Source organism: Arthrobacter sp. zg-Y919, assembly GCF_030142045.1.
In the GTDB taxonomy this organism is placed as follows: domain Bacteria; phylum Actinomycetota; class Actinomycetes; order Actinomycetales; family Micrococcaceae; genus Arthrobacter_B.
In genome coordinates, this window is record NZ_CP126242.1 from 1,148,109 (window position 1) to 1,172,300 (window position 24,192).

The window sequence follows — 24,192 nt, forward strand, 5'->3', positions numbered from 1 at the left end:
ATGTCCAGATACAGACGCAAGACCGTGGCCGTCCTTGCCGCTTCAGCTGTCCTGGCCTGCGGGCTCCTTGCTGCCCCGTGGACGCCGCGCCTGTCGACGCAGGTTTCGGGGGATGCAGCCCTCGCGGAGGCTGTCGGGCCCTTGCTGCAGACACCTGCCGATGCGGTCAGCGTGGCTTACCTGGAAGACGGCACTGTCCGGTTTGCCGGGTTCGGTGCAGACGAGCGGACCGAGTTCGAAATCGGTTCGGTGTCCAAGACGTTCACGGCAGCACTGCTGGCGGACGCCGTTGAGCGTGGTGAAGTGACCTTAGAGACCACTGTTGCCGAGATCCTGGGCCCTGAGCTGCGGGACCCGGAGGCCGAGATCGGCACAGTCACCCTGGCCGAGCTGGCCAGCCACCGTTCGGGGCTTCCCCGGCTTGCCACCAACACGCGAGCGCTGGTCTCCCTGGTCGCCGGAACGATGCTCCACCGCGACCCCTACACAGCCTCACCTGCGGAGGTGCTGGATCAGCCACTGTCTGCGTCCGTGGGAGGGAGGGGCACGGTGGAATACTCCAACCTCGGTTATGCCTTCCTTGGGCAATTGCTCGCCAAGGCAGCCGGGATGGAATACGCCGACCTGCTGCAGCAACGGATTCTCGGGCCATTGGGCATGAAGGACACGTACGTGCCGGTCACTCCTGAGAACCTGCGTTCCGGTGCTCCGACCGGGCGGGGGACAAGCGGACTGTCGGAGGCCGCCTGGACCGCCAACGGCACGGCACCGGCGGGTGGGATCCGCTCTACGGCAGCGGATATGTCGCTCTACCTCGAGGCGTTGCTGGCGGGGACGGCACCGGGTTCCGGCGCTCTGGACCCTCGTTGGGATACCGATGACGACGGCGAGCAGGTGGGCCTGGCATGGTTCACCTCCCTCTCCCCATCGAGTGGACAGGCAACGACGTGGCACAACGGCCAAACCGGAGGCTTTGCCGCTATGGCGGCGATGGACCGTGAGGCAGACAGGGCCGTGCTGGTCCTCTCCAATGTGGCTGCCGGACAGGAAGAAGCTGCGTTGGCTTTGCTGAAGGAAGGTCTCTAATGACATTCACCCTGATGTCCTGGATCCTCGCCGCCTGGCTGGTCCTGACCTGTTTGTCCGTGGCGGTCCCCGTCTGGAAACGGGCGGGCCAGCCTTCCGGTCCCAGCCGGAGGTCACTGCTGGCCGGTTTGATGGAAGCGGCTTCGCTCGCGGGCCTTTTGCGGCTGGTGGTGCCGTGGAGCCCAGGGCCGGTCGTCCTCTGGGTAGTGGCTATCGTCGCGCTCGCGGCGGCTGTTGCCGGTGCCGTTCTCCGCTGGCCGGACCTGCCGGGCCGGGGGTCTGAGTCTGTGGGCCCGGCGGGGGAGGCAGGCTCGGAGGCTTCGACGGGACCGGAGGACGCCGAGCAGGAGGCGTGGGATCACACCCGAAGGCCACAAGCCGCGGCCGCGAAGGCACTGCCGTCGGACCCGTCCCTGCAGCCGGGTCTCCCTGCGCGGGGAACCCCGCATTGGCCCGACACCGATAAGCCCGGCCGGAAGGTGAAGGCCGGGACGCCAGGCAGGAAGGTGAAGGCCGGGAAGTCCGGCCGGAAGGCGGCGGCCGGGAAGAAGAAGGAGCCGGGAAATCTTGCGTTGACCGGGCAGGCGGCCCTGCTGGTCGCCGTCATCGTCCTTTCTTTTCTAGTCGGTTAGGGAGGGTTTCGGCCGCGAGGGCATCGCCTGGAAGACCTGGAAAAAGACTCGATAAAACAGGTGGTGGAACAGGTATTTTTTCCCTAGAGCGTGTCTGGAATTCCCACTAGACTCGAACACATGTTCGAATCATTCCAGTCTCCAGCCTCTCCGCGGACCGGTGGAACCACTGCCGGGGCTGCGGTGGTGACTGCCTGGGTCGGGGTGCTGGGGGACCAGGCGGAAGGCCTGGCCGGCGGGGAGCCGGAGGACAGCGAACTCATCGACCGGATCAGGATCCTTGAGGAACTCAAAGCCGCAGCGTCGGCAGCTCAGGCCCGGGCTGCCGCCCAGTTCGATGCTTCGCAACGCCGGAAGCAGGCTAACGCCGGAGTACGGCGCGAGGATCTGGGCCGCGGCGTCGCATCCCAGATTGCCCTGGCCCGGAGGGAGTCACCGCACCGCGGTGGACGGCTGCTGGGGTTCGCAAAGGTCCTGACCACCGAGATGCCGTGCACCTTCCACGCACTGGCCCAAGGAAAGATCAATGAATGGCGGGCAACGCTGCTGGTCCGCGAGACCGCCTGTTTGAGCGTTGAAGATCGTCGCCGCGTGGATCAAGAGGTCGCGGGTAATCCCGAGGTGCTCGAAACGCTGGGGGACCGGCAGATCATTTCCCGTGCCCGGAGTGCCTCCTACCGGCTGGACCCGCAGGCAGCCATCAAGCGTGCAGCCAAAGCCGAATCCGAACGTTTTGTCTCCTGCCGTCCCGCACCGGACACCATGACCTACCTGACGGGACTGCTGCCGGTAGCCCAGGGGGTAGGCGTTTATGCCGCGCTGTCCCGTGAAGCGGACCGGCTGCGTGCGTCCGGGGATTCCCGGGGGCGGGGCCAGATTATGGCCGACACCCTGGTGGAGCGCGTGACCGGGCAGGCCGAGGCAGGCCAGATGAAGGTGGAAGTGCAGTTGGTGATGTCGGACCGGACGCTTCTGGGTTCAGGCTCAGAGCCGGCTGTGGTCCCCGGATACGGTCCCGTGCCGTCACAGTGGGCGCGGGATCTGGTCCGTGGCAGCGCTGGCCGGGACAAGCAGGCAAAACGCTGGATCCGCCGGCTCTATACCGAACCGGCCACCGGCGAACTAACCGCAATGGATTCCCGGGCACGCTTGTTCCCTCGATCGCTGGCACGCTTTATCGCAACACGGGACCAGACCTGCCGAATGCCGTGGTGCGGAGCGCCTATCCGGCATGTGGATCATGTCCGTCCACATCGGGACGGCGGGGATAGCAGTACCAAGAACGGGCAGGGACTGTGTGAGGCGTGCAATCAGGCAAAGGAAGCACCCGGTTGGAAGGCGTACTCGGTTGACCCGTCGGGAACTAATACACCGCACACCATCGAGACCACCACTCCGACCGGACATACCTATCGGTCAACGGCACCGCCGCTGCCTGGAGGCAAGGTCGAGGCCAGCAGAGGGAATCGGCTCGGAACGAATTCAAGGTCAGGAGCTCCTCCCGCCGAGGGCCTCCTGGAAGATTGCATAACCGACCTTATTTGGGCTGCCTAACCGTTCTGCCGAACCTTAGCGCCCGGAAAGCTCCGCAAGGATCCCGTCGGTAAAGGGAGGCCACACTTCCGCTGCCCAGGGACCGAAATCACGGTCCGTCAGGCACACGGCGGCAGCCTGAGCCTCCGGATCGACCCATAGGAAGGTGCCCGACTGGCCAAAGTGCCCGAAGGTGGCCGGCGAGCTGTTGGCACCGGTCCAGTGCGGAGACTTGTGGGCACGGATTTCGAAGCCGAGCCCCCAGTCATTTTCCTTCTGCCGGCCGAAACCGGGAAGCACCCCGGCCAGCCCGGGGAAGACCACCTGCGTGGCTTCGGTCAGCCGGCCGGGATCGGTGAGCGTGGGAGCCTGCAGCTCGGCAGCAAACCGGCTCAGGTCCGCAGCAGTGGAGACGGCACCGGCAGCAGGGGAGCCCTCTAACGCGGTGGCGGACATACCCAGCGGGACCAGCACGCCTTCCCGCAGGTATTCCCCAAATGCCATGCCCGTGGCCTGTTCCAGTGTCTCGCCAAGCACCTCAAAGCCGGCGTTGGAATACAGGCGGCGGGTGCCGGGGGTGTAGCGGACCGTGCGCTCGCCGAAGTCGTAGCCGCCGGAATGGGCCAGCAGGTGCCGCACGGTGGAACCCTCAGGCCCCGCAGGCTGGTCGAGTTCCAAGGCTCCCTCATCGAGGGACACGAGCACGGCGTAGGCACTGAGCAGCTTGGTGACGGATGCCAGTGGAAAGCGGCGGTCCTGGTCGCCGGCAGTGCCGAGCACCTTGCCGTCGGCGGCGACGACGGCGGCAGCGGTATGCTCCACCGGCCAGGACTCTATCTTCTGCAGGCTTTTCACGAAATCATCCTAAGACGTGGGGGAGTAGTGCCGGGCAAGCCGGACCAGACCGTCTTCGATCGAAACCTCGGGAACCCAGTCCAGGACTTCACGGGTTTCGCGCTGGTCGAACCAGTGCGACGTCGAAAGCTGCTCGGCCAGGAAGCGTGTCATGGGCGGTTCGTCGTGAACCAGACCCCGCTTGCCAGCCGCAAGCCACACCTTCTCGATCAGGCTTCCGGCGCCGCGGGCCACCTTACCGGGCACGCTCCAAGCTGGAGCAGCTACTCCTGCGGCAGCACAAATACCGGCGATCAGTTCACCCACCGGCCGGGGCTGGCCGTTCGTGACCACGAGCGCACGGCCGGCCGCCGCATCCATCCGTTCCAGGCCGCGGACAATGGCAGCTGCCGCGTTATCGATGTACGTGGTGTCGATCAGGGCCGCTCCGCCGTCCAGCAGCGGGAGGCCGCCGGACCGTGCGCGGTCGATCACGCGTTCCACCAGCTGCGTATCGCCCGGACCCCAGACAACGTGCGGCCGGATGGCAGTAACCCGGAAATCCGTCGAGTTCTGCCCCAGCGCAATCAGCTCAGCTTCGGCCTTGGACGCGGCGTAGAAACCGCGGGCACGGGCCGGATCCGCGGTGCCGGCACCGGCACCCGAAATCGGCTCGCCGAAGTGGGCTACGGACGGAGACGAGACAAATACGACGTCGCGTACCCCCGCCGATCGTGCGGCCTGAAGCAGGACCCGCGTACCGGTGATGTTGGTTTCCTCGAACTCATGCCACTCGCCGGTGAAGGAGACCTTCGCCGCCAGATGGATGACGGTGTCCATGCCCTCCACCGCCCGGGCGGCGGCAGCGGCGTCGGAGACCGAACCGGCAACCGACTCCCGGCCCGGGACTCCCGGCCGGCGTTGGAAGGTGCGGACCTTGTGGCCCTTGGCTTCCAGCAGGTCGGCTACTGCACCGCCGAGCAGTCCGCTCGCACCGGTGACGAGGACCTTGCGGGGCACTGCGTCAGCCCCGTTCACCGGCGGCCCTTCAGGCGCGGCACGGGACCGCCGGCCAGCAGCCGGGAGGCCCAGCCCGCCAGGGCCGTGCGGTCGATCTTGGAGTTGTGCCGGATGTCTGTGGGCATCTGCGGCAGCACCAGTACCGCCGCGAGATCAAGCCCGGTCAGCTCGTGCACCCGGGACCGTACGGCCGTGGCCAGGCCGGGTGCTGCGGTGCCTGCCCGGCGTGCGGGAGGATCGGTTTCCACCACGGCCACGGGAACCTGGGCACCGGCGGGTCCGACGCCGACCAGCGCCACCCTGCCCACGCCGTCGACCGTCTCGGCCGCCTGTTCCGCTGCAACCGGAGTCCGGACCCCTTCGGCCGTGGTGAGGATGTGCCCCAGGCGGCCTTCCACCCAGAGCCGGCCCTCGTCGTCGAAGTGGCCCACATCGCCGGTGCGGTGCCAGCCGTCGATGGAGGAACTGTGGCTTTCGGTGATCCAGAGCCGGTCGTAGCGGTCCTTGACGTGCGGAGCACTGACCAGGATTTCGCCGGTGCGGTTCGCAACGGTCAGTGGTTTGCTGCCCACGGATCCGTCCGGGAAAACTTCGGCAATGGCCACCTCGGCCCCGGATACCGGCGTGCCCACGCAGACTCCGTTGCCGGAACCGGCGGCACGGATGCCCTCGAGGCTGATGTCGGTGACAGGCAGCGCCTCGGTCATCCCATACGGGGTGTGCAGGGACGCCTTCGGCACCAGGTCCTGCACCTGGGCCAGCAGCGGCTCGGCAATCGGTGCACCGGCGGAAAGCAGCAGCTCCACCTGTGCCAGCGCGGCCCGCTGCGGAGCGTCCAATGCACCGGACGTGGCCAGCACGTTGGTCAGTGCCGCAGGAGACGCGAAGATCGTGGTGGCGTCCACGGCAACCGCCGCGTCGGCCAGTGCGGCAGCCGTCAGGGTGCGCGGGGACGTGACATCCATGTCCGGAGTCACCGACGTCGCCCCCAGAGCCGGACCCAGCAGGGCGAACGGCGCAAAGCCGGCCACCAGGGAGGTTCCGGCCCGCAGGTTATAGGTGTCCTTGATCGCATCACGCATGGCCGCCAGCTGCCGGTGCGTGTACACCACACCCTTGGCGGGACCGGTGGAACCGGAGGTGAAGAGGACGGCGGCGTCGGCGTCGGGATCCGTGGGGTGCCACGGCACCTCGGAGCCGGCGCCGTCGGCAATCAGACCCTCGACGGAATGCCGGACCCCCAGCAGCCGCTTGCGCGCCGGGGACAGCTCGGACACGCTGATCCGCGTCCCCGGCCAGCCCAGCGCCCGGGCACCGGTGAGGGCCCGGTCAATACCGATCAGGAAGGCAGGCCCGGCACCCTTGATGGCCCGGCCCAGTCCCTTGGTGCCCAGCCCGGCGTCGGCCACCACAATGACGGCGTTCAGGCGCAGGCAGGCGTAGATCAGCGAGGTCAGTTCAATGCCCGGCGGCACGAGCAGGTTCACCCGGGTTCCCGGACGTACACCGGCGGCGGCGAGTCCCGCGGCCAGCGCGTTCACCCGTTCGGCGAGTCCCGCCCAGGACAGGGTGCGTGGTCCGGCGTCCCCGCCCAGCGGTGCCATGTCGACGACGGCGGCAGTGGTGTCTGAGGCGCGTTCGTCCAGCTCCGCCAGCATGGGACGGAACGGGTCAGTGCGCCGGAGGGCGGAATCCGCGGGCGCTTCGACGGCGGTCCGCAGCCATGAGAACACCGGGGCGGCAATGTCGACGTCTTCGGGCAGCAGGTGCCCCGCCCCCTCGAACCGGTGCACCGAGGATGCCGGCAGCCGCTCCAGCACATCGCGCAGGTAGCGGTCCGAAAAGACCGGGTCCTTGGGCCCCCAGAGCACCAGGGAGGGAACGTTGAGCCGCCGGATACCGTCCGCGACGGTATTGAGGGTGCGCCAGCTCGGATGGCTTTCGGCCGCGGGAATGTCGGCCACGAAGTTCGCCACACCCTGCCGGCGGGCGGCACTCCGGTAGGGCAGCGCAAAGGCTTCCCGCACGGGACCGGGCAGGGCGGGGGAGGCGAGGGAGTGCGTGATGCGGATGAAGGCGTCGGTACTGCGCGTTCCCCAGGGATGGACGGCCGGGTGCAGGGCGAGCTTCAGTGCCGGCGGCAGCGAATACCCCGCCGGATGCACAGCTGTGTTGGTCAGGACCACACCGGCCAGCTGGCGGCGGTGCCGCAGCGCCCAGCCCAGGGAGATGACGCCTCCCCAGTCGTGGCCGACCGTCACGACGGGACCGGTGATGTCCAGCGCGTCGGTCAGGTTCCCGAGGTCCGTGATCCGGTCCTCGAGCCGACGGAAGGCACCCGTGCGTTCGGAGAAGCCCATGTCCAGCTGGTCCACGGCGACCACGCGCCAGGGCTTGTCCGCGGAAGCACCGGCTACCAGCAGGGTGCGCCAGAGGTAGGACCAGGTGGGATTGCCGTGCACGCAGAGCAGGGTTCCGGCCGGTTCGACGCCGGCAGCGGCCAGATCAGGGCCGTTATCAAGGACGTGCCACTTGCGGACCGTACCGGGGACCTCGACGGCGGCGGTGGAGGGAACAGGGACAAACGAGGACCAGGAGTCAGGAACGCCGGGCCAAAGCTCCTCTACCACGCAATTTCCATCATGGTCGTGTTCAGTCCGGAGCCCACGCCCATGCACAGCACCCGGTCGCCCGGGTTCAGGGAACGGGATTCCTGGGCGAGGGTCATCGGCAGCGACGCCGGGCCCACATTGCCCCAGTTCGGGAAGGTTATCGGCACGCGCTTCCGGTCCAGGTCCACGGCCTTGATGATGGCGTTGGTGTAGGAGTTGGAGACCTGGTGGGTGACGTAGCGGTCCATGCCGGACCAGTCCCAGCCGTTGCCGTGCGCTTCGTGCCAGGCGTCAACCACGAGTTCGAGCCCGCCGTCCAGCAGCCCCTTGGTGTCGGTGTACATTCCGTCGATGCCGCCCACGCACAGTTCGTGGTGCTGGGTGCCGGCACGCGACACGCCGCCCAGGATGCGGTGCGATCCGGGGTGCCGGTCGGCCCGGCCGATGACGGCCGCGGCGGCACCGGAGCCGAGGGTGAGGGTGGCGAATTCGCGCAGATAGTCGTCGCGGGTGGAATCCGGGCGGTTCAGGCGCTCAAAGGTGGCTTCCTGCACGCCCTGGGCATCTTCGCCCGCCACGATCAGGGCATAGTTGATCTGCCCGGAGTCGATCATGTTGGAGGCCAGGGTCATGCCGTTGACGAAGCCCAGGCACGCATTGGCCAGGTCGAAGTTCATGGCGGAGGACGGAAGTCCCAGGCCGTTGTGGATCTTGACGGCAACGGAAGGCTCAAGGTTGCGGCGCGTGACCGAGGTATTGATGAGCAGCCCGATTTCGGAGGCCTCCACACCTGCCTCGGCGAGGGCCTTGGCGCCGGCCTCGGTGGCGCCGTCGTCGAACGCAGTGCCCGGGGCCCACCAGCGCCGCTCACTCACGCCGGCCACCCGCTCCAGCATGCGCTTGGAAAGCCGCAGCCGCTTGAGGGAAGGCTCAAGGCGTTCATCGAATTCACTGGAACTCATCACCACCGGAGCTTCAACGCTGTTAACGCTGAGGATGGCCGAGTTGGAGTGCTGGAAGTTGAAGTTCCCGGTCAAAATGCCTGCCTTGTCTGCTGCTGGACCTGTCGCGCTGGCGGCCGCCGTGAAGCCTGCATCCACGCCCTAAAATCATATGACTCATTTAGAAGCCTACTGACCGGGCCCGCGATTCAGCAGGGAAATGCCCGATTACGCTCTCCGAGTAGAGCGGAATTTCGACGCTAACCGCGTAGATTTAGGGAATCAACCCCGGCAGGAAAGATTAACCCCCGTGCATCTGAAGACCCTGACTATGCGAGGATTCAAGTCCTTCGCATCGGCCACCACCTTTGAGTTCGAACCCGGCGTCACCGCGGTTGTGGGTCCCAACGGGTCCGGCAAGTCCAATGTGGTGGACGCCCTGGCCTGGGTGATGGGCGAACAGGGTGCCAAAACCCTGCGCGGTGGAAAAATGGAGGACGTGATCTTCGCCGGCACCTCGGGCCGGTCACCCCTGGGCCGAGCCCAGGTCTCGCTGACCATCGACAACGCCGACGGCGCCCTGCCGATCGAGTACTCCGAGGTCACCATCTCGCGCACGCTCTTCCGCGCCGGTGGATCCGAGTACGCCATCAACGGCACCCCCTGCCGGCTCCTCGATATCCAGGAACTGCTTTCCGACTCCGGGTTGGGCCGGGAGATGCACGTCATCGTCGGCCAGGGGCAGTTGGACAAGGTGCTGCATGCCTCCGCGGAGGAGCGGCGCGGCTTTATCGAGGAAGCCGCAGGCATCCTCAAGCACCGGCGCCGCAAGGAAAAGACCCTGCGCAAGCTGGACGCGATGCAGGCGAACCTGGCCCGGGTCACCGACCTGACGGCCGAACTGCGCCGCCAGCTGGGACCGCTGGGCAAGCAGGCCGCCGTCGCCCGCCGGGCAAAGACCGTGCAGCAGGATGTCCGGGACGCCCGGTCGCGCCTGCTGGCCGATGACTTGGCCACCCTGACGGCGGCCTTTGAAAAGGAAGCCGCCGACGAATCCGCCCTGAAGGCACGCCGGCTGGAGGTTGAAGCCGCCGTGAACAGCGGCCGGCAGCGCCAGGCTGAACTGGAGGCACAGGCCGCCCAGGCGGCACCGCAGCTGAACGCGGCGCGGGACACCTGGTACGAACTGTCGTCCCTGCAGGAACGCTTCCGTTCCCTGTCCGCTCTCGCGGCCGAACGCGCCCGCCTGCTGGGGGCCGTGGAACCCGACGCCGGCAGCGGCCGTGATCCGGAGCAGCTGCAGGCCTCGGCGGACCGGGTGCGGGCCGAGGCTGCCGCACTCGAGACCGAAATTGAGGACCGGCGGGCACGGCTGGATGATGCCGTGGAGATCCGCGAGGCGGCTGAAGAAGAAGCGGCAGACGAGGAAAAGCGGTATGCCGGCCTGCTCCGGGCCGCGGCGGACCGCCGGGAGGGCCTGGCCCGGCTGGCCGGCCAGATGGAGGCGGCCCGGTCACGTGTGGCCTCCGCGCAGTCCGAGCTGGGCAGGCTGCAGAAGTCCATCACGGCTGCGGAGGCACGCCGTGCCGGTGCGCAGGAAGAGTTTGGACAGCTGGAGGGATCGGCCGCCGGCGCCGAAGCCGGTGAAGCGGACCTGGACGCGGAGTACGAAGAAGCGCAGGCCGCGCTGGAGGAAGCCCAGGAGGCGCTGCAGCAGCTGCGGCTGACCGAGGGGGAGGCCGTCCGCGAAGCGGAGAACCTTGCGGCCCGCCGCGAGGCGCTCGCCGTCGGCCTGGACCGTAGGGACGGCAGCGCCGCCCTCCGCGCGGCCGGGTTGAGCGGGGTGCTGGAACCGCTCGCGGATTTGATCAGCGTGAAGCCGGGGTCCGAACGGACGGTTGCTGCGGCCCTCGGTACGGCTGCCGACGCCCTGGCCGCCGATGACATTGACGCCGCCGCGCGTGCCCTGCGCCATCTGAAGGACACCGGGGAGGGGCAGGCGGAACTGGTGGTGGGTGGAACTCCCACCCCGGCCGTGGAACTGCCGGCGCACCTGCCGCCCGGCGCGGTGCCGGTGCTGTCGCTGATCAGCGCTGACGCCAAGGTCCAGGACGCACTCAACGCGCTGCTGGGCAACGCCGTGGCCGTGCAGGACCTGGACGCGGCAGTCGGGCTGGTGTCCCTCCATCCCGGGGCCACCGCCGTCACCGCCGACGGTGATGTCCTAACGGCGTTCGGCGCCCGGGGGGGATCGGCCTCGGCTCCGGGCCTGCTGGAGATTTCCGCCGCAGTCGAAGAAACGGATGCCCGTCTGTCGGCTGCACGGACCCGGGCGGAGGAGGCCCGGGCCGGGATCGGGGAGGCAACAGCGCGGGCGGATGTCTGCCGCGCCCGCACGGACGCCGCCCTGGCGGCCCTGCACGAATCCGATGCCCGGCTCGCCGCAGTTGCCGAACGGCTCGGCACCCTGGGGTCGGCGCTGCGCGCCGCCTCGGGTGAAGCGGACCGGCTCGCCGCCCTGGTGTCCGTCGCCGAAGCGAACGTGGTGGACGAGGAAGCGAAACTGGCTGCGGTGTCCGAGCGCCTCGCCACCGCCGGTGAGGAACCCCAATCCGAGGAGGAACCGTCAGCCGACCGGCGGGACGCCCTGGCCCTGGCAGCCGCCTCCGCCCGGCAGGCGGAAATGGATGCCCGGTTGGGCCTGCGGTCCACCGAAGAACAGCTCAAGGCCGTCTCCGGCCGCGCCGAATCCCTGGAACGTGCAGCCGCGGCCGAACGCCGGGCCCGGATTGCCGCCGCCGAGCGGTCACGTCTCCGGTCCCTGCAGCGTGCCCGGGCCGTTGCCGTCGGCGCGGCAGCGGATGCCGTTCTGGCCCACCTGCAGGTCTCCCTGGGGCTCGCGTCCGGAGAGCGGGACCGTGCCGAGGAAACCCGGACCGCCCGCGAGGCCGAGCTGGCCGCCGTCCGCAGCAGCAATAACGATGCCGCGGCGGAACTGGCCCGGCTCACGGACTCGGTCCACCGCGACGAACTGGCCCGGGCGCAGCAGCGCCTGCGCATCGAGGCCCTCGAAACCCGCGCCCTGGAAGAGCTGGGCATGACGGCGGAGCATCTGGTGGCCAACTTCGGGCCGGACCAGCCCGTGCCGGTGCCCGCCGAGCCGGATGCCGGTGATAAGTGGGCTGCCCTGCACGCACCGGTGGACGAGGACGGCAATCCGCTGCTGGACGGCATCCCGTACGTCCGGGCAGAGCAGGAAAAACGGCTGAAGCGCGCCGAACGCGATCTGGCGGCGCTGGGGAAGGTCAACCCCCTGGCACTGGAGGAATTCGCCGCGCTGGAGGAACGCCACCAGTTCCTGTCCACCCAGCTGGAGGACCTCAAGGCCACCCGTAAGGACCTGCTGGACATCATTGCCGACGTCGACCGCCGGGTCGAGGAGGTCTTCACCGCCGCCTACCGGGACACCGCCAAACAGTTCGAGCACGTATTCGGCCGGTTGTTCCCGGGCGGGGAGGGGCGCCTGATCCTGACCGACCCGGACAACATGCTCACTACCGGCATCGAGGTCCATGCCCGTCCCGCCGGCAAGAAGATCAAACGGCTGTCGCTGCTCTCCGGCGGGGAACGGTCACTGACGGCGGTGGCGCTGCTGGTGGCCATCTTCAAGGCCCGGCCTTCGCCGTTCTATGTCATGGATGAGGTGGAAGCAGCCCTGGACGACACGAACCTCGGCCGGCTGATCACCATTTTCGAAGAGCTGCGCGAGTCCAGCCAGCTGATCGTCATCACCCACCAGAAGCGCACCATGGAGGTGGCCGACGCGCTCTACGGCGTAACGATGCGGGGCGACGGCGTGTCCACCGTCATCAGCCAGCGGATCGAGCGCACGCCCGCGGAACAGGAGTAGCTACGAGGCGTAGCGGCTAACGAAGTTCCGCAGCACCCGGGGCGGCACATGCACGGCCGTTCCCCGGGCCGCGTCCATCACCGTCTGGGCCTCTTCCGGCGGGAAATAGCCGGCGTTCCGGTACACGGAGATCCGCGTCAGCAGCCCGGCCACGTCCAGCTCCGGATGGAACTGGGTGGCGTACAGGTTGGACCCGACCCGGAACATCTGCACCGGGCAGGTGGCTGAACCGGCAAGGTTCACCGCATGCGGCGGAAGTTCGGCGACCGCCTCCTTGTGTCCCACATAGGCGGCAAAGCTGTCCGGGATCCCCTCCAGCAGCGGATCCCGGCGGCCTTCCGGGGTGAGGTGGACCTCCACCGGCCCCACGGGCTCGCCGTACCGGCGGTCCACGGTGGCCCCCTGGTGCCGGCCGAGGGTACCTACGCCGTAGCAGGCGCCGAAGAACGGGAAGTCGCGGGCAACGACGTCGTCAAGCAGCTTGGCCATCTCCGACTCCACGCGCAGCTGGACGGGTGACTTGGATTCCTCCGGATCGCTGGAGTTGAACGGCCCGCCGCCCACAATCACCCCGCTGTAGTCCTCCAGGTCCACCGGGGGCAGCGGTCCGGCTTCGAGGCGGACCCGGTGCAGCTGCTCCTCCTCGAGGCCGCCGAAGCGCAGGAAGGAGGCATATTCCTCGTCGGCGGCGTCATCTTCGGCGCGTGTGGCCAGGAGCAGGAAAGGCTTCATTCCTCGATGGTAGTGGGGGTCGGAGCCGGTTTCCGTGCAGGCAGGGTCTCCCGTGCGGTCAGCCAGGCGATGAAGCCCAGGGCGACGATGGCGCCGGTGACGCCGAAGGCCCAGGAGTAGCCCAGCGAGTCGGCGAGCATGCCCGCAAGGATCGGCCCGGCAATCGCGCCGCTGTCGCTGGCCATCTGGAAGGTGGCCAGGACCTTGCCGCCGCTGCGGCCGTTGCCGATGATGTCACCCACCGCCGCCTGCTGGGCGGGGTTGAGCAGGCCGGTTCCCATACCGGCAATGACGGAGATGATCAGGAACTCGGGCACGCTGGAGCTGAAGCCCATCAGCGCGGTGGCTGCAGCGTTCACGGCCAGTCCGATGAGGAGAAGAGGTTTGCGGCCCCAGCTGTCGGCCAGCCGGCCGGAGAAGGTCAGGACGACGGCGGTGCCGGCGGCGAACGCGGTCAGGGAAATGCCCGCCACCTCCGGGCCGGCGGACAGTGCAGCGGCGGCGAACAGCGGCACCAGGGCATTGCGCACACCGAAGGAGGACCACCCGTTGGCGAAGGAGGAGACCAGCGCCGCACGGTAGGACGAATCGCGCAGGGCCTCGGTCACGGTGAGCACGGGCAGCGCTGCCGGCTTGGCATCGTCGGGTCCGGCCGCGGGATGGGCATCCTTCAGCCGGAGGAAGACGACGCCGGCGGCGAGGACCAGTGCGGCGGCGTAGACGAGGAAGGGAACCCGCAGTCCGAGCCCGGCCAGGAGGCCGCCGAGCAGCGGACCGCCGATGTTGCCCAGCAGGAAAGAGGACGCATAGGCGCTGGAGACCCGGCCGCGGACCTCCGGGGGAGCGAGGCGGATGATCAGGGCCATGGCCGAGATGGTGAACATGGTGGAGCCGATGCCGCCCAGGCCGCGGAAGACCAGCAGTTGCCAGTAGCTCTGGGCAAAGGCGCAGGCAGCGGTGGACAGGGCCACGATCAGCAGGCCGGCAATGTAGACCGGGCGCTCGCCGAGCTTTTCCAGCAGCATGCCGCCGGCGGGGGCGAAGATCAGGCGGGTGAATGCGAAGGCGCTGACAATGACGGAGGACGCCGTGACGCCGACGTCGAAACTCTGCGCAAACTGCGGCAGCACCGGGGCGACGAGGCCAAAGCCGAGGGCGATGACGAAGGCGGCCGCGATGAGGACCTGGATTTCCTGCGGGATTCGGATTCGGGGAGAGCGCACCATGATAAGGCGATTCTCTCAGATCCCCGGAGATGGGATGAACGGTATGTGAGAAGCTTGGGAGCGTGAATGAGACCCTTTCGATAGTGATTTATGTCCTTGTTGCCATCGCCGTGGTCGGCTTCTCCGCGGCACTGCTGGTACGGACCCGGCGCACGCCCAAGAGCATGTACCCCACCCGTCGGGACCCCAATGATCCGGTCACCGGAGGCGGCGCCGGCACCGACACCCTCGAGGCACCGCCCGAAGACGGCACCGTCGTTGTTCCGGATGACCTACGCGGCCTGGAGGAAGCCCCCGCCGAAGAGGCGCCCGCCCTCGAGCGGCCTGAACCGGTCCAGGGCCGCCTGGCCCGCCTGCGCGCCCGGTTGGCGAAATCCAACAACGCCATGGGTAAGGCGCTGCTGGCGCTGCTTTCCCGCGACACGATCGACGAGGATGTCTGGGACGAGATCGAGGAGACCCTCCTCCTGGCGGACCTGGGCACCGAGCCCACCATGGAACTGGTGGATGCGCTGCGCCAGCGGGTCCGGATCTCCGGCAGCCAGGACCCGCATGAAGTCCACGCCATGCTGCGCGAGGAACTGATCAAGCTGGTGGATCCCACCATGGACCGTTCCCTCGCCGTCCAGCGCCATGCAACGGCCCCCGCCGTCGTGATGGTGGTGGGCGTCAACGGCGTCGGCAAGACCACCACGGTGGGCAAGCTCGCCCGCGTCCTCGTGGCAGAAGACAAGGACGTTCTGCTGGGTGCCGCGGATACCTTCCGCGCCGCGGCCGCCGAGCAGCTGGCAACCTGGGGCCAGCGGGTGGGTGTCCCCACCGTGCGGTCCGAGATTGACGGCGCCGACCCCGCTTCCGTCGCCTTCGAAGCCGTCAAGGCCGGCATCGACGGCGAAGTCGACGTGGTCCTCATCGATACTGCAGGACGCCTGCAGAACAAGGTGGGCCTCATGGACGAGCTCGGCAAGGTCAAGCGCGTCATTGAAAAGCAGGCCGCCGTGGACGAGGTGCTGCTGGTGCTGGACGCCACCACCGGCCAGAACGGCCTGACTCAGGCCAAGGTCTTCGCCGAGGTCGTCAACATCACCGGCATTGTCCTCACCAAGCTCGACGGCACCGCCAAGGGCGGCATCGTCGTCGCCATCCAGCGGACCCTGGGTGTGCCCGTGAAACTCATCGGACTCGGCGAGGGCGCGGATGACCTCGCCCCCTTCGAAGCCGAGGGCTTCGTGGACGCCCTGCTGAGCTAGTCGGCACCTAAAAGGGCTCCCCGCACCCTTTGGTGCGGGGAGCCTTTCTGTTTATCCGGCTGCTCCTAAAACGTGAAGTTCAGGACGGTCACCGTACCGGCAGTCAGGGCAACTTCCTGGGTCTCGGAACCGTAGGTGAAGCCCGGCATGGTCAGCCGCTCGGTAACAGACACGGCCTCCACCTTTTGGCCGTCGATCATCGTGCTGTCTTCGGCGGCATACGAAGCGCCGCTCATCTGGGTCATAGCCGCGGTCAGGGGACGTCCCGGCAGCTTGAGGTTCACCGGCATCTGGGCGTCGGTTTCGGGGTTATTGGAATTGATCAGGACCACGCTGATACTGCCGTCCGCATGGAGGACCGAGTACGAGTGGCTCAAGCCGCCACCCGCTTCGGTGGACGCAAGGAAATCGCCGGGCTGCAGTTCGGCAATCATGGACAGGCCGAAGAAGTTTGCCCTCTCGTCTACGGCGCCGTTGGGCTGCAGGTATTCGCCGCCGGTGCAGATGGCGGACATGGGCGGCCCGCCCTTGCAGGTGAGCAGGGAGCTGTGGAAGCTCAGGCGGCTGACGCCAAGCTTGGCGGCGCTGATGGCATAGTCAGCGGCCCACAGGGCTGAGGCGTGGGTCTTCGTTGTTTCGTTGGAGCCAGGGCAGGCGGAGACACCGGTTTCCGTGATCCAGGTTTCCAAGCCCGCGGCCCTCGCCGGTTTCAGGCCCTCCCCGCGGTAATGGTCGGCACGGTCGTGAATGTTCTGGCTCATCAGGTTGGCGAGTATCGGTTCGCCGCTGGGGTCGTTGGCTCCGTCGCAGCTGGACAGGGGGTAGTGGTGGAAGGAGAGCACCTTCTGCTGAGGCAGGTCAACCTGTGCGAAGGGTTCCCACCATGACTCGGAGTACACGCCAGGACCCACGATCCGGACCTCAGGTGCAGCCTGGTACATCGCGTCGGCATAAGCCTTCAGCTCGCCCAGGTAGTCCTCCACATCCCAGTCGGAGTCGCGGAGCCCATTGCTGGCATACCCATTGGGTTCATTGCCCACGGTGATGCCCACCAGTCTGTCGCCGAAAATCCGTGCGGCGTGGAACGTCATGTCCGCTGCGCGGTCCGGGTCATAGTTGCCGAGATCAACCGTGAGATTGATTGTGGCATCAACTGCGTCCAGAAGGGTTTTCACCCGTTCCAGGTCAGCCGGGGTGACGGCACGGACCGGATGCGCAATGTCTCCCTTGAGGTTCCCGGGGATGGCCTCGCCGGTTGAGGTCCAGAAGAAACGGCGGTCAACGGCGTTGCCGCCGAAACGCAGCAGCGGCTGGCCCAGTCCTGACAACGACTGCACCATTTCCGGGTTGTCGCCGGACAGGGCAGGATCCGCGAGATCGGTGGCTTCCAGGGAGAGGCCGATCAGCCCGGCGGGCAGGGAAGTGCCGGTGGTTTCCGCCGCCACGTTGAGGGTCAGCGGCTCCACCGGATTCAGCGGAGAGCCCGCCGGTGGTCCCGCCTGTTCGTAGTACGTGAAAGCCGGGGCCGGAGGCAGCGCCGCCCGGGTTGCCACGTTAACGGCAGTGCCCACAGGTTCGCTGTCTTCGTTCAGCACCAGCGGCACAGTGACCGCAGCGGCGACCACCGTCAGCCCGGCGAAGCCGGCCAATATTCTGCTGCGACGGCGCAACGGCCGCTTCATGGCGCGGGCATGGCGTTGGGTGTGAACTTTTTCTGGCACGGGGGAATGGTCCTTCGAGAGTGAGACAGTGCACCCATCCTAGCGAGGCGGGAAGCAGGTCCTGCCCGGCCACACCGCACGGGGAAACGTTTATGAAATGTGGCCGTCACGAGCCTTTTACCGGAGCAGCCGGTTTGTAACCTGCCGGCAACACCTTCGGGGCGGGACGGAAATCTGGCCCCGGCAGAGTTCCTTGTGCGGGAGATGCCCGCCATACGTGAAGGGACGTGAAGATGGATCTGTCAGCAGGTCACGTCTGGGTAATGATTTCGGCGGCACTGGTGCTGCTCATGACACCGGGGGTGGCATTCTTTTACGGCGGCATGACCCGCGCCAAGGCAGCACTGAACATGATGATGATGAGCTTTGTCTCGATCGGACTCGTCGGTGTGGTCTGGGTGCTCTGGGGCTTCTCCATGACCGGTGGGGACGGCATCGCCGGACTGTTCGGCAACCCCTTCACATCCTTCGGGCTGGAAGACATCCTCGGCACCGAAGACCTCATCACCGCCGGGTACGGGGCAACGTTCGCCATCATCACCGTGGCCCTGATCAGCGGCGCGGTGGCCGACCGGACCAAGTTCGGCGCCTGGGCGGTCTTCGTGCCGGTCTGGGTGACACTGGTGTACTGCCCGCTGGCCTTTATGGTCTGGGGCGGCGGCCTCCTCGGGGCCGAGGGCGCCATTGGCTCGGTGGTCGGTGAAGCCATCGACTTCGCCGGCGGCACAGTGGTCCACATCAACGCAGGCGTGGCGGGCCTGGTCCTGGCCCTGATCCTGGGTAAGCGGATGGGCTTCGGCAAGGACCCCAACCAGCGTCCCCACAACATTCCCTTCGTGATGCTCGGCGCCACACTGCTCTGGTTCGGCTGGTTCGGCTTCAACGGCGGCGCAGCCGGCACTGCGGAAGAAGCGGGCCTGATCTGGATCAACACCCTGGCCGCACCCGCCGCCGCGATGCTGGGCTGGCTGCTGACCGAACGCCTGCGCGACGGCCGGGCCACCTCGCTCGGAGCCGCATCCGGCGTCGTCGCGGGGCTGGTTGCCATCACCCCGGCCTGTGCCAACGTCAGCCCGCTGGCCGCAGTGGGACTCGGACTGGTTGCAGGTGTCCTTTCCGCGCTGGCGGTGGGACTGAAATACCGGTTCGGTTATGACGACTCGCTCGACGTCGTCGGTGTGCACCTCGTGGCAGGCCTCGTCGGCACGCTCGCCCTGGGCTTCATCGCCCTGCCGGCCGACGGCGTGGGCGGCGGCCTGTTCTACGGCGGCGGACTCGGCCAGCTCGGCGCCCAGGCTGCAGCAGCCGCTGTAGCAATCGTCTTCTCCGGCGTCCTGACCCTGCTGATCGGGCTCGCCATCCACAAAACGATGGGCTTCCGGATCTCCGAGGAGGACGAAGTCAACGGCGTGGACCTGAGCGAACACGCGGAGACCGCCTACGAGTTCGGCGGCCTCGGGACCGGCGGCTCCTTCAGCCCCTTCCCGGATTCGGCACGCACCACCACCACCAAGGAGACGGTCAACTCATGAAACTCGTAACCGCTATTGTCCGGCCGGAGAAGCTTGACGCGGTCCGGGGCAGCCTGGAGAGCTACGGGGTCCAGGGCCTGACGGTCAGCTCCGCCAACGGATACGGCCGCCAGCGCGGGCACACCGAGGTTTACCGCGGCGCGGAATACACCGTGGACCTGCTGCCCAAGGTCCGGGTGGAGATCCTCGTGGCCAACGACTGGGTCAACGACATCGTGGATGTGCTGGTCTCCACGGCAAACACCGGCCGCGCCGGTGACGGCAAGGTCTGGGTCGTGAACGTGGAGGAAGCCCTCCGGGTCCGGACGGGGGAGCGCGGGGACTCCGCCCTCTAGCCCGGTAAAACGCAACTGACCGACCGCCCGGCTGGGACTCCAGCCGGGCGGCCGTGCGTTCCGGTACGGTCCATGCCTGAATTACCCAACCCGGCTTGGTACCCTTAACAGCTGGGCCTGGCAAACAAGGCAACGAACCTGACGAAAGAAGTGCGCGGCACGTGTTCAATTCACTGTCTGACCGGTTGACTTCAACCTTCAAGAACCTGCGCGGCAAGGGCCGGCTCACCGAGGCCGACGTCGATGCCACGGTACGCGAAATCCGCCGCGCCCTTTTGGACGCCGATGTCGCCGTACCGGTGGTCCGTGCGTTCACTGCCACCGTCAAGGAGCGCGCCCTCGGCCTCGAGGTCTCCCAGGCGCTGAACCCGGGCCAGCAGGTCGTCAAGATCGTCAACGAGGAGCTCAAGGCCATCCTCGGCGGCGAAACCCGGCGGCTGCGCCTTGCGAAGAACCCGCCCACGGTCATCATGCTCGCGGGCCTGCAGGGTGCCGGTAAGACCACCCTCGCCGGCAAGCTCTCCAAGCACCTCAAGTCCCAGGGCCACAGCCCGCTGCTGGTCGCAGCGGACCTGCAGCGCCCCAACGCCGTCCGCCAGCTGCAGGTCAACGGCGAACGCGCAGGCGTTCCCGTTTATGCTCCGCACCCGGGCGTCTCCTCCGAGTTCGAGGCAGCCACCGGCGACCCGGTCGCCGTCGCGCGCCAGGGCATCGAGGAAGCACGCACCAAGCTGCACGACGTCGTTATTGTCGACACCGCCGGCCGCCTGGGCGTTGACGCCGAACTGATGCAGCAGGCCGCGGACATCCGCGCCGCCATCAACCCGGACGAAGTCCTGTTCGTGATTGACGCCATGATCGGCCAGGACGCCGTCAACACGGCACAGGCCTTCAACGAGGGTGTGAACTTCACCGGCGTCGTCCTCACCAAGCTCGACGGCGACGCGCGCGGCGGTGCCGCACTGTCCGTAGCCTCGGTGACCGGCAAGCCGATCATGTTCGCCTCCACCGGCGAAGGCCTCACCGATTTCGAGGTCTTCCACCCGGACCGCATGGCCAGCCGCATCCTGGACCTCGGTGACGTCCTCACGCTCATCGAGCAGGCCGAGCAGAGCTGGGACAAGGACGAAGCCGACCGGATGGCGAAGAAGTTCGTCGATCAGGAAGACTTCACCCTCGACGACTTCCTGGCCCAGATGCAGCAGATCCGCAAGATGGGCTCCATGAAGAAGATGCTCATGATGATGCCCGGCGCCGCCGGCATGCGTGAGCAGCTGGAGAATTTCGACGAACGTGAAATCGACCGGGTTGAAGCGATCGTCCGCTCCATGACCCCGCACGAGCGGGTCGCCCCCAAGATCATCAACGGCTCCCGCCGCGCCCGCATTGCCCGCGGTTCCGGCGTGCACGTGTCCGAGGTCAACGGGCTGCTGGAGCGCTTTGTACAGGCCCAGAAGATGATGAAGAAGATGGCTGCCGGCGGCGGCATTCCGGGTATGCCCGGCATGGCCGGTCCCGGCGGCTTCACCGGCGCCCGCAAGAAGCAGCAGGCAGCCAAGGGCAAGAAGAAGGCCAAGTCCGGCAACCCGGCCAAGGCTGCCCAGGAGCGGGCCGAAGCGGAAGCCCGGCGTGCCGGTGCCCGTACGGCACTGCCCACCGGCAGCGCCTTCGGCGGCCAGGACACTGACTTCGACCCCGCGTCGCTGAACCTGCCCAAGGGCTTCGATAAGTTCCTCGGCAAGTAGGCAGGAAATAAGCACGCACCGCCGGACCAGCGTCCGGCGGTGCGTGCGTTAACGGCCGGTTACACCCCTGCGGGAAAGGAGTCCAATGCTTCGGCAACGAGTGGTTTTTGTGCACGGCGCCGGCAGTTCCGGCGCAGCCGCGTGGCCCCGGCAGCACGGGCTTGCCCTGGACTATGACTGCCTGTTCCTCCGGCGTCACGGTTATGACGCCGGTGCGGAACCGTCCCCGCCGGATCTCGAGGCGGACATCGCCCTGATCCGGGCGGAGCTGGCCGACGGCGGGCACCTGGTGGCGCACTCCGCCGGTGCGGTACCCGCCATGCTGGCGGCACTGCGCGATCCCGGCAAAGTGTCTTCCCTGGTGCTGTGCGAGCCGGCGGTCTTCTCCCTGACCCGTGGCCTGCCGGCGGCCACGGCCCACCGCGACCTGCTCCGGCCCGTCTCCGATCCCCGGCCGCCGGAAGGGCCCGCCTGGGATGCGCCGCTGGACATTGTTCCGGGCCTTCCCACGCTCGTCCTCACCGGTGGGTGGGAGCCGCTGTACGAAGAGGTCGCTGAATTCCTCGTCTCCACCGGAGCCGAGCACCGGCAGGTCGGCGGGAACCACCGCCCGCAGGATACGGACGCCGGGCGGCTGGCGATCCGCGACTTCCTCTCCCGCCGGCGCCGGACGGACGCGGGCAAATGAAACCGTCCATCCGGGACGCGGTCCCCTCCGACCTGCCCTTCCTGCCTCCAGTCGAGGAGGCGTCCGACACCCTGCTGGAGGGGATGACGGGCGTCGCGAAGCTGACCTTCCTGCCGCCGGTGTCCACCGAGCGGGAGCTCGCGGCTTCCCTCCACCTCCTGGTTGCAGGAAAGCCGCCAGCTGGATTTGCCCGCCTGGAGGAAGTCGACGGCCAGGCCCACCTGGAGCAGCTTTCCGTCCACCCTGATGCTGCCGGCGCCGGGCTGGGCCGGGCGTTGGTGAAGGCTGCACTCGACTGGGCGCGGGAGCAGGGCTATGCGTCCATGACCCTGTGCACCTTCGCGGACGTGCCGTTCAATGCTCCGTTTTACGCCACCTGCGGTTTCGAAACTGTCGAGGACCCGGCCGGCGAACTGGCGGCGCTGCGGCGGCACGAAGTCAGCCTCGGCCTGGATTCCCTGGGCGAACGCGTGGCTATGCGCGCGCAGCTGGTGAATAGGCAAAGCTCCACGTAAGCTCATTACATGAACCTTCAAGTAAACGACCTGTTGCCGGATGCACTCTCGATGGGCACGGTGATGCTGAAGGTGGGCGACCTGGGGAAAGTCTCCGCGTACTACCGCGGAGCCCTCGGGCTGGAGGTGCTTGCCGAGGCCGACGGCGGAATGTATCTGGGCCGCGGCACCGTCCCGGTGGTCCATCTGGAGCCGGCGCCGGGCCTGCAGGTGGCCTCCCGCGGCGAGGCGGGCCTGTTCCATACCGCCATTCTCTTTGACACCCAGGCGGACCTGGCCGCCACTGTTGCAGCAGCGGCGGAGTATGACGCCTCGGCCTTTGCCGGCTCCGCGGACCACCTCGTCAGTGAGGCGTTCTACTTCACGGATCCCGAAGGCAACGGCATCGAGCTCTACTTCGACAAGCCGCGCGAAAGCTGGGAGTGGGACCGGACAGAAACCGGCCGGGAGGTGCGGATGGCGTCGCTGCCGTTGTCTCCGCAGGCCTATTTCCGCGACCACCTCACCGAAGCGGCACTGGACGGATTGCGGGAGGCCGACACCGCCGTCGGACACGTTCACCTCCAGGTAGGCGATACCGCAACCGCCGAGGCGTTCTACGTTGGCATCCTGGGCTTCGAACGGACGGCCGGCTTCCACGGGCAGGCGCTGTTCGTCTCCGCCGGCGGCTACCACCATCACATGGCGATGAATGTGTGGAACAGCCGCGGAGCCGGACCGCGCCGCGACACGCTGGGACTGGGGGAGGTGCTGATCAGCGTTCCGTCCGTCGACGACGTCGCGGGGCTGGCGGACCGGCTCCGGGTCGCCGGTATTGCCAGCCATTCGACCGGTGCGGAACTGCATTTCGAGGACCCGTGGCGCAACCGGCTGCGCGTTGCCGCCGGCTGAAATTACGCGGATACCGGCCGCGGCCGCGTGAGTCGCAAAAGATGAAGTCATCTGGCACAATGGTCAGGTACTCGATCTGCGCGGGCCCTCTCTCCGTGCATGCATCTTGTCCTTTTGAACCCCAACGTTATGGCCCGCCCCACGGGAGCAGAAGTACGGGTTCGCCCCATTTCAGATCAGGAGTGACCACAAAAGTGGCCGTAAAGATTCGCCTTAAGCGCCTTGGCAAGAAGTTCTCAGCACACTACCGCGTTGTTGTCATGGATTCCCGTGCCAAGCGCGATGGCCGTGCCATCGAAGAAATCGGACTGTACCGTCCGACCGAAGAGCCGTCGTACATCGACATCAAGTCGGACCGTGCGCAGTACTGGCTCGGCGTCGGCGCCCAGCCCACCGAGCAGGTCGCAGCACTGCTGAAGATCACCGGTGACTGGCAGAAGTTCAAGAACATCGAGGGCCAGGAAGGTACCCTGCGTACCAAGGCCCCGAAGGAGCCTTTCGTGGTTCCCGAAAAGAAGTCCGTGATTGTCCCCGAGGCCATCACCCCCAAGGCCAAGAAGGAAGAGGCCCCCGAGGCCTCCACCGAGGCTGAGGCAGAGTAACTTGCTCGCTGAAGCGCTGGAGCACCTCGTGCGCGGAATCGTTGACAGTCCTGAGGACGTCAAGGTTTCCGCCAAGAGCAACCGCCGTGGGGAAACCCTCGAGGTTCGGGTTCACCAGGACGACCTCGGCCGGGTCATCGGCCGGCAGGGACGGACCGCACGCGCACTGCGCACGGTCATCGCCGCCCTTGCCAACGGTGAACCGGTCCGGGTGGACGTTGTGGACACGGACCGCCGCCGCTGATCTGAAAATGATCACAGACGGCGGAGCGGAAGCGAACAGCTCTTCACTGCAGTACCGGAAGTAGAGAAGTAACAGCAGTACACAGGATCCGGCCCCGACACCAGATAATGGTGAAGGGGCCGGATTTTTTTCCGGCGCCGGCA

The 24,192-nt window shown here is 67.4% G+C and carries 20 protein-coding genes; 13 read left to right on the plus strand and 7 right to left on the minus strand.

Going from position 1 to position 24,192, the window contains the following annotated elements:
• From QNO10_RS05420 to QNO10_RS05430, 3 genes are all read left to right on the plus strand, one after another.
• Window positions 1–1,086, plus strand: a complete 1,086-nt coding sequence (locus tag QNO10_RS05420; protein ID WP_229949018.1) for a serine hydrolase domain-containing protein — start codon at window positions 1–3, stop codon at window positions 1,084–1,086.
• Window positions 1,086–1,718: a hypothetical protein gene (locus tag QNO10_RS05425; protein ID WP_229949016.1), complete on the plus strand. Its 633-nt coding sequence runs from the start codon at window positions 1,086–1,088 to the stop codon at window positions 1,716–1,718. Before QNO10_RS05420 ends, QNO10_RS05425 begins: the two co-directional genes overlap by 1 nt.
• A gap of 120 nt (window positions 1,719–1,838) precedes the next feature.
• Window positions 1,839–3,272 carry an HNH endonuclease gene (locus QNO10_RS05430; RefSeq protein WP_229949015.1) on the plus strand — a complete coding sequence of 478 codons (1,434 nt, stop codon included), beginning with the start codon at window positions 1,839–1,841 and terminating at the stop codon, window positions 3,270–3,272.
• A gap of 15 nt (window positions 3,273–3,287) precedes the next feature.
• On the opposite strand, the gene QNO10_RS05435 is transcribed toward QNO10_RS05430, so the two are convergent.
• From QNO10_RS05435 to QNO10_RS05450, 4 genes are read right to left on the minus strand one after another with little or no spacing between them, the layout of a single operon-like run.
• Window positions 3,288–4,106 (minus strand): serine hydrolase domain-containing protein, encoded by an 819-nt coding sequence (locus QNO10_RS05435; RefSeq protein WP_229949014.1) that lies wholly within the window; start codon window positions 4,104–4,106, stop codon window positions 3,288–3,290.
• A gap of 9 nt (window positions 4,107–4,115) precedes the next feature.
• Window positions 4,116–5,123 (minus strand): NAD-dependent epimerase/dehydratase family protein, encoded by a 1,008-nt coding sequence (locus QNO10_RS05440; RefSeq protein WP_229949013.1) that lies wholly within the window; start codon window positions 5,121–5,123, stop codon window positions 4,116–4,118.
• Entirely contained in the window at window positions 5,120–7,735 is a 2,616-nt protein-coding gene (locus tag QNO10_RS05445; protein WP_229949012.1) for an alpha/beta fold hydrolase, read from the minus strand. The genes QNO10_RS05440 and QNO10_RS05445 overlap by 4 nt, the downstream gene beginning before the upstream one ends.
• Window positions 7,729–8,754, minus strand: a complete 1,026-nt coding sequence (locus tag QNO10_RS05450) for a 3-oxoacyl-ACP synthase III (RefSeq protein ID WP_229949093.1) — start codon at window positions 8,752–8,754, stop codon at window positions 7,729–7,731. The genes QNO10_RS05445 and QNO10_RS05450 overlap by 7 nt, the downstream gene beginning before the upstream one ends.
• A 214-nt stretch (window positions 8,755–8,968) precedes the next feature.
• Here QNO10_RS05450 and smc point away from each other — a divergent pair, with 214 nt between their 5' ends.
• On the plus strand, window positions 8,969–12,568 hold the full coding sequence (gene smc / locus QNO10_RS05455) for a chromosome segregation protein SMC (protein WP_229949011.1): 3,600 nt from the start codon (window positions 8,969–8,971) through the stop codon (window positions 12,566–12,568).
• On the opposite strand, the gene QNO10_RS05460 is transcribed toward smc, so the two are convergent.
• Both QNO10_RS05460 and QNO10_RS05465 read right to left on the minus strand, forming a co-directional pair.
• Window positions 12,569–13,300, minus strand: coding sequence for a glutamine amidotransferase (locus tag QNO10_RS05460; RefSeq protein WP_229949010.1), 732 nt, complete (start codon window positions 13,298–13,300; stop codon window positions 12,569–12,571).
• Entirely contained in the window at window positions 13,297–14,526 is a 1,230-nt protein-coding gene (locus tag QNO10_RS05465) for an MFS transporter (RefSeq protein ID WP_229949008.1), read from the minus strand. Before QNO10_RS05465 ends, QNO10_RS05460 begins: the two co-directional genes overlap by 4 nt.
• Before the next feature lie 62 nt (window positions 14,527–14,588).
• On the opposite strand from QNO10_RS05465, the gene ftsY reads away from it, so the two are divergent.
• Window positions 14,589–15,776, plus strand: a complete 1,188-nt coding sequence (gene ftsY / locus QNO10_RS05470) for a signal recognition particle-docking protein FtsY (protein WP_229949006.1) — start codon at window positions 14,589–14,591, stop codon at window positions 15,774–15,776.
• A gap of 65 nt (window positions 15,777–15,841) precedes the next feature.
• Here the strand turns inward: ftsY and QNO10_RS05475 are convergent, their stop codons facing one another.
• Entirely contained in the window at window positions 15,842–17,497 is a 1,656-nt protein-coding gene (locus QNO10_RS05475; protein WP_229949003.1) for a hypothetical protein, read from the minus strand.
• A 233-nt stretch (window positions 17,498–17,730) separates the two neighbouring features.
• Here QNO10_RS05475 and QNO10_RS05480 point away from each other — a divergent pair, with 233 nt between their 5' ends.
• From QNO10_RS05480 to QNO10_RS05515, 8 genes are all read left to right on the plus strand, one after another.
• Window positions 17,731–19,029, plus strand: a complete 1,299-nt coding sequence (locus tag QNO10_RS05480; protein WP_229949001.1) for an ammonium transporter — start codon at window positions 17,731–17,733, stop codon at window positions 19,027–19,029.
• Window positions 19,026–19,364 (plus strand): P-II family nitrogen regulator, encoded by a 339-nt coding sequence (locus QNO10_RS05485; protein ID WP_146364419.1) that lies wholly within the window; start codon window positions 19,026–19,028, stop codon window positions 19,362–19,364. Before QNO10_RS05480 ends, QNO10_RS05485 begins: the two co-directional genes overlap by 4 nt.
• A 161-nt stretch (window positions 19,365–19,525) precedes the next feature.
• Entirely contained in the window at window positions 19,526–21,109 is a 1,584-nt protein-coding gene (gene ffh, locus QNO10_RS05490; protein ID WP_229948999.1) for a signal recognition particle protein, read from the plus strand.
• Window positions 21,110–21,194: 85 nt separating this feature from the next.
• Window positions 21,195–21,797 (plus strand): alpha/beta fold hydrolase, encoded by a 603-nt coding sequence (locus QNO10_RS05495; RefSeq protein WP_229948996.1) that lies wholly within the window; start codon window positions 21,195–21,197, stop codon window positions 21,795–21,797.
• Window positions 21,794–22,312: a GNAT family N-acetyltransferase gene (locus QNO10_RS05500; RefSeq protein WP_229948994.1), complete on the plus strand. Its 519-nt coding sequence runs from the start codon at window positions 21,794–21,796 to the stop codon at window positions 22,310–22,312. The genes QNO10_RS05495 and QNO10_RS05500 overlap by 4 nt, the downstream gene beginning before the upstream one ends.
• Before the next feature lie 9 nt (window positions 22,313–22,321).
• Complete coding sequence (locus QNO10_RS05505; protein WP_229948992.1) at window positions 22,322–23,203, plus strand: VOC family protein; 882 nt, start codon at window positions 22,322–22,324, stop codon at window positions 23,201–23,203.
• A 194-nt stretch (window positions 23,204–23,397) separates the two neighbouring features.
• A complete protein-coding gene (gene rpsP / locus QNO10_RS05510) occupies window positions 23,398–23,805 on the plus strand; it encodes a 30S ribosomal protein S16 (RefSeq protein WP_229948989.1) in 408 nt (135 codons plus the stop codon).
• A 1-nt stretch (window position 23,806) separates the two neighbouring features.
• Window positions 23,807–24,049 (plus strand): RNA-binding protein, encoded by a 243-nt coding sequence (locus QNO10_RS05515; RefSeq protein ID WP_104053842.1) that lies wholly within the window; start codon window positions 23,807–23,809, stop codon window positions 24,047–24,049.
• Window positions 24,050–24,192: the final 143 nt, after the last annotated feature.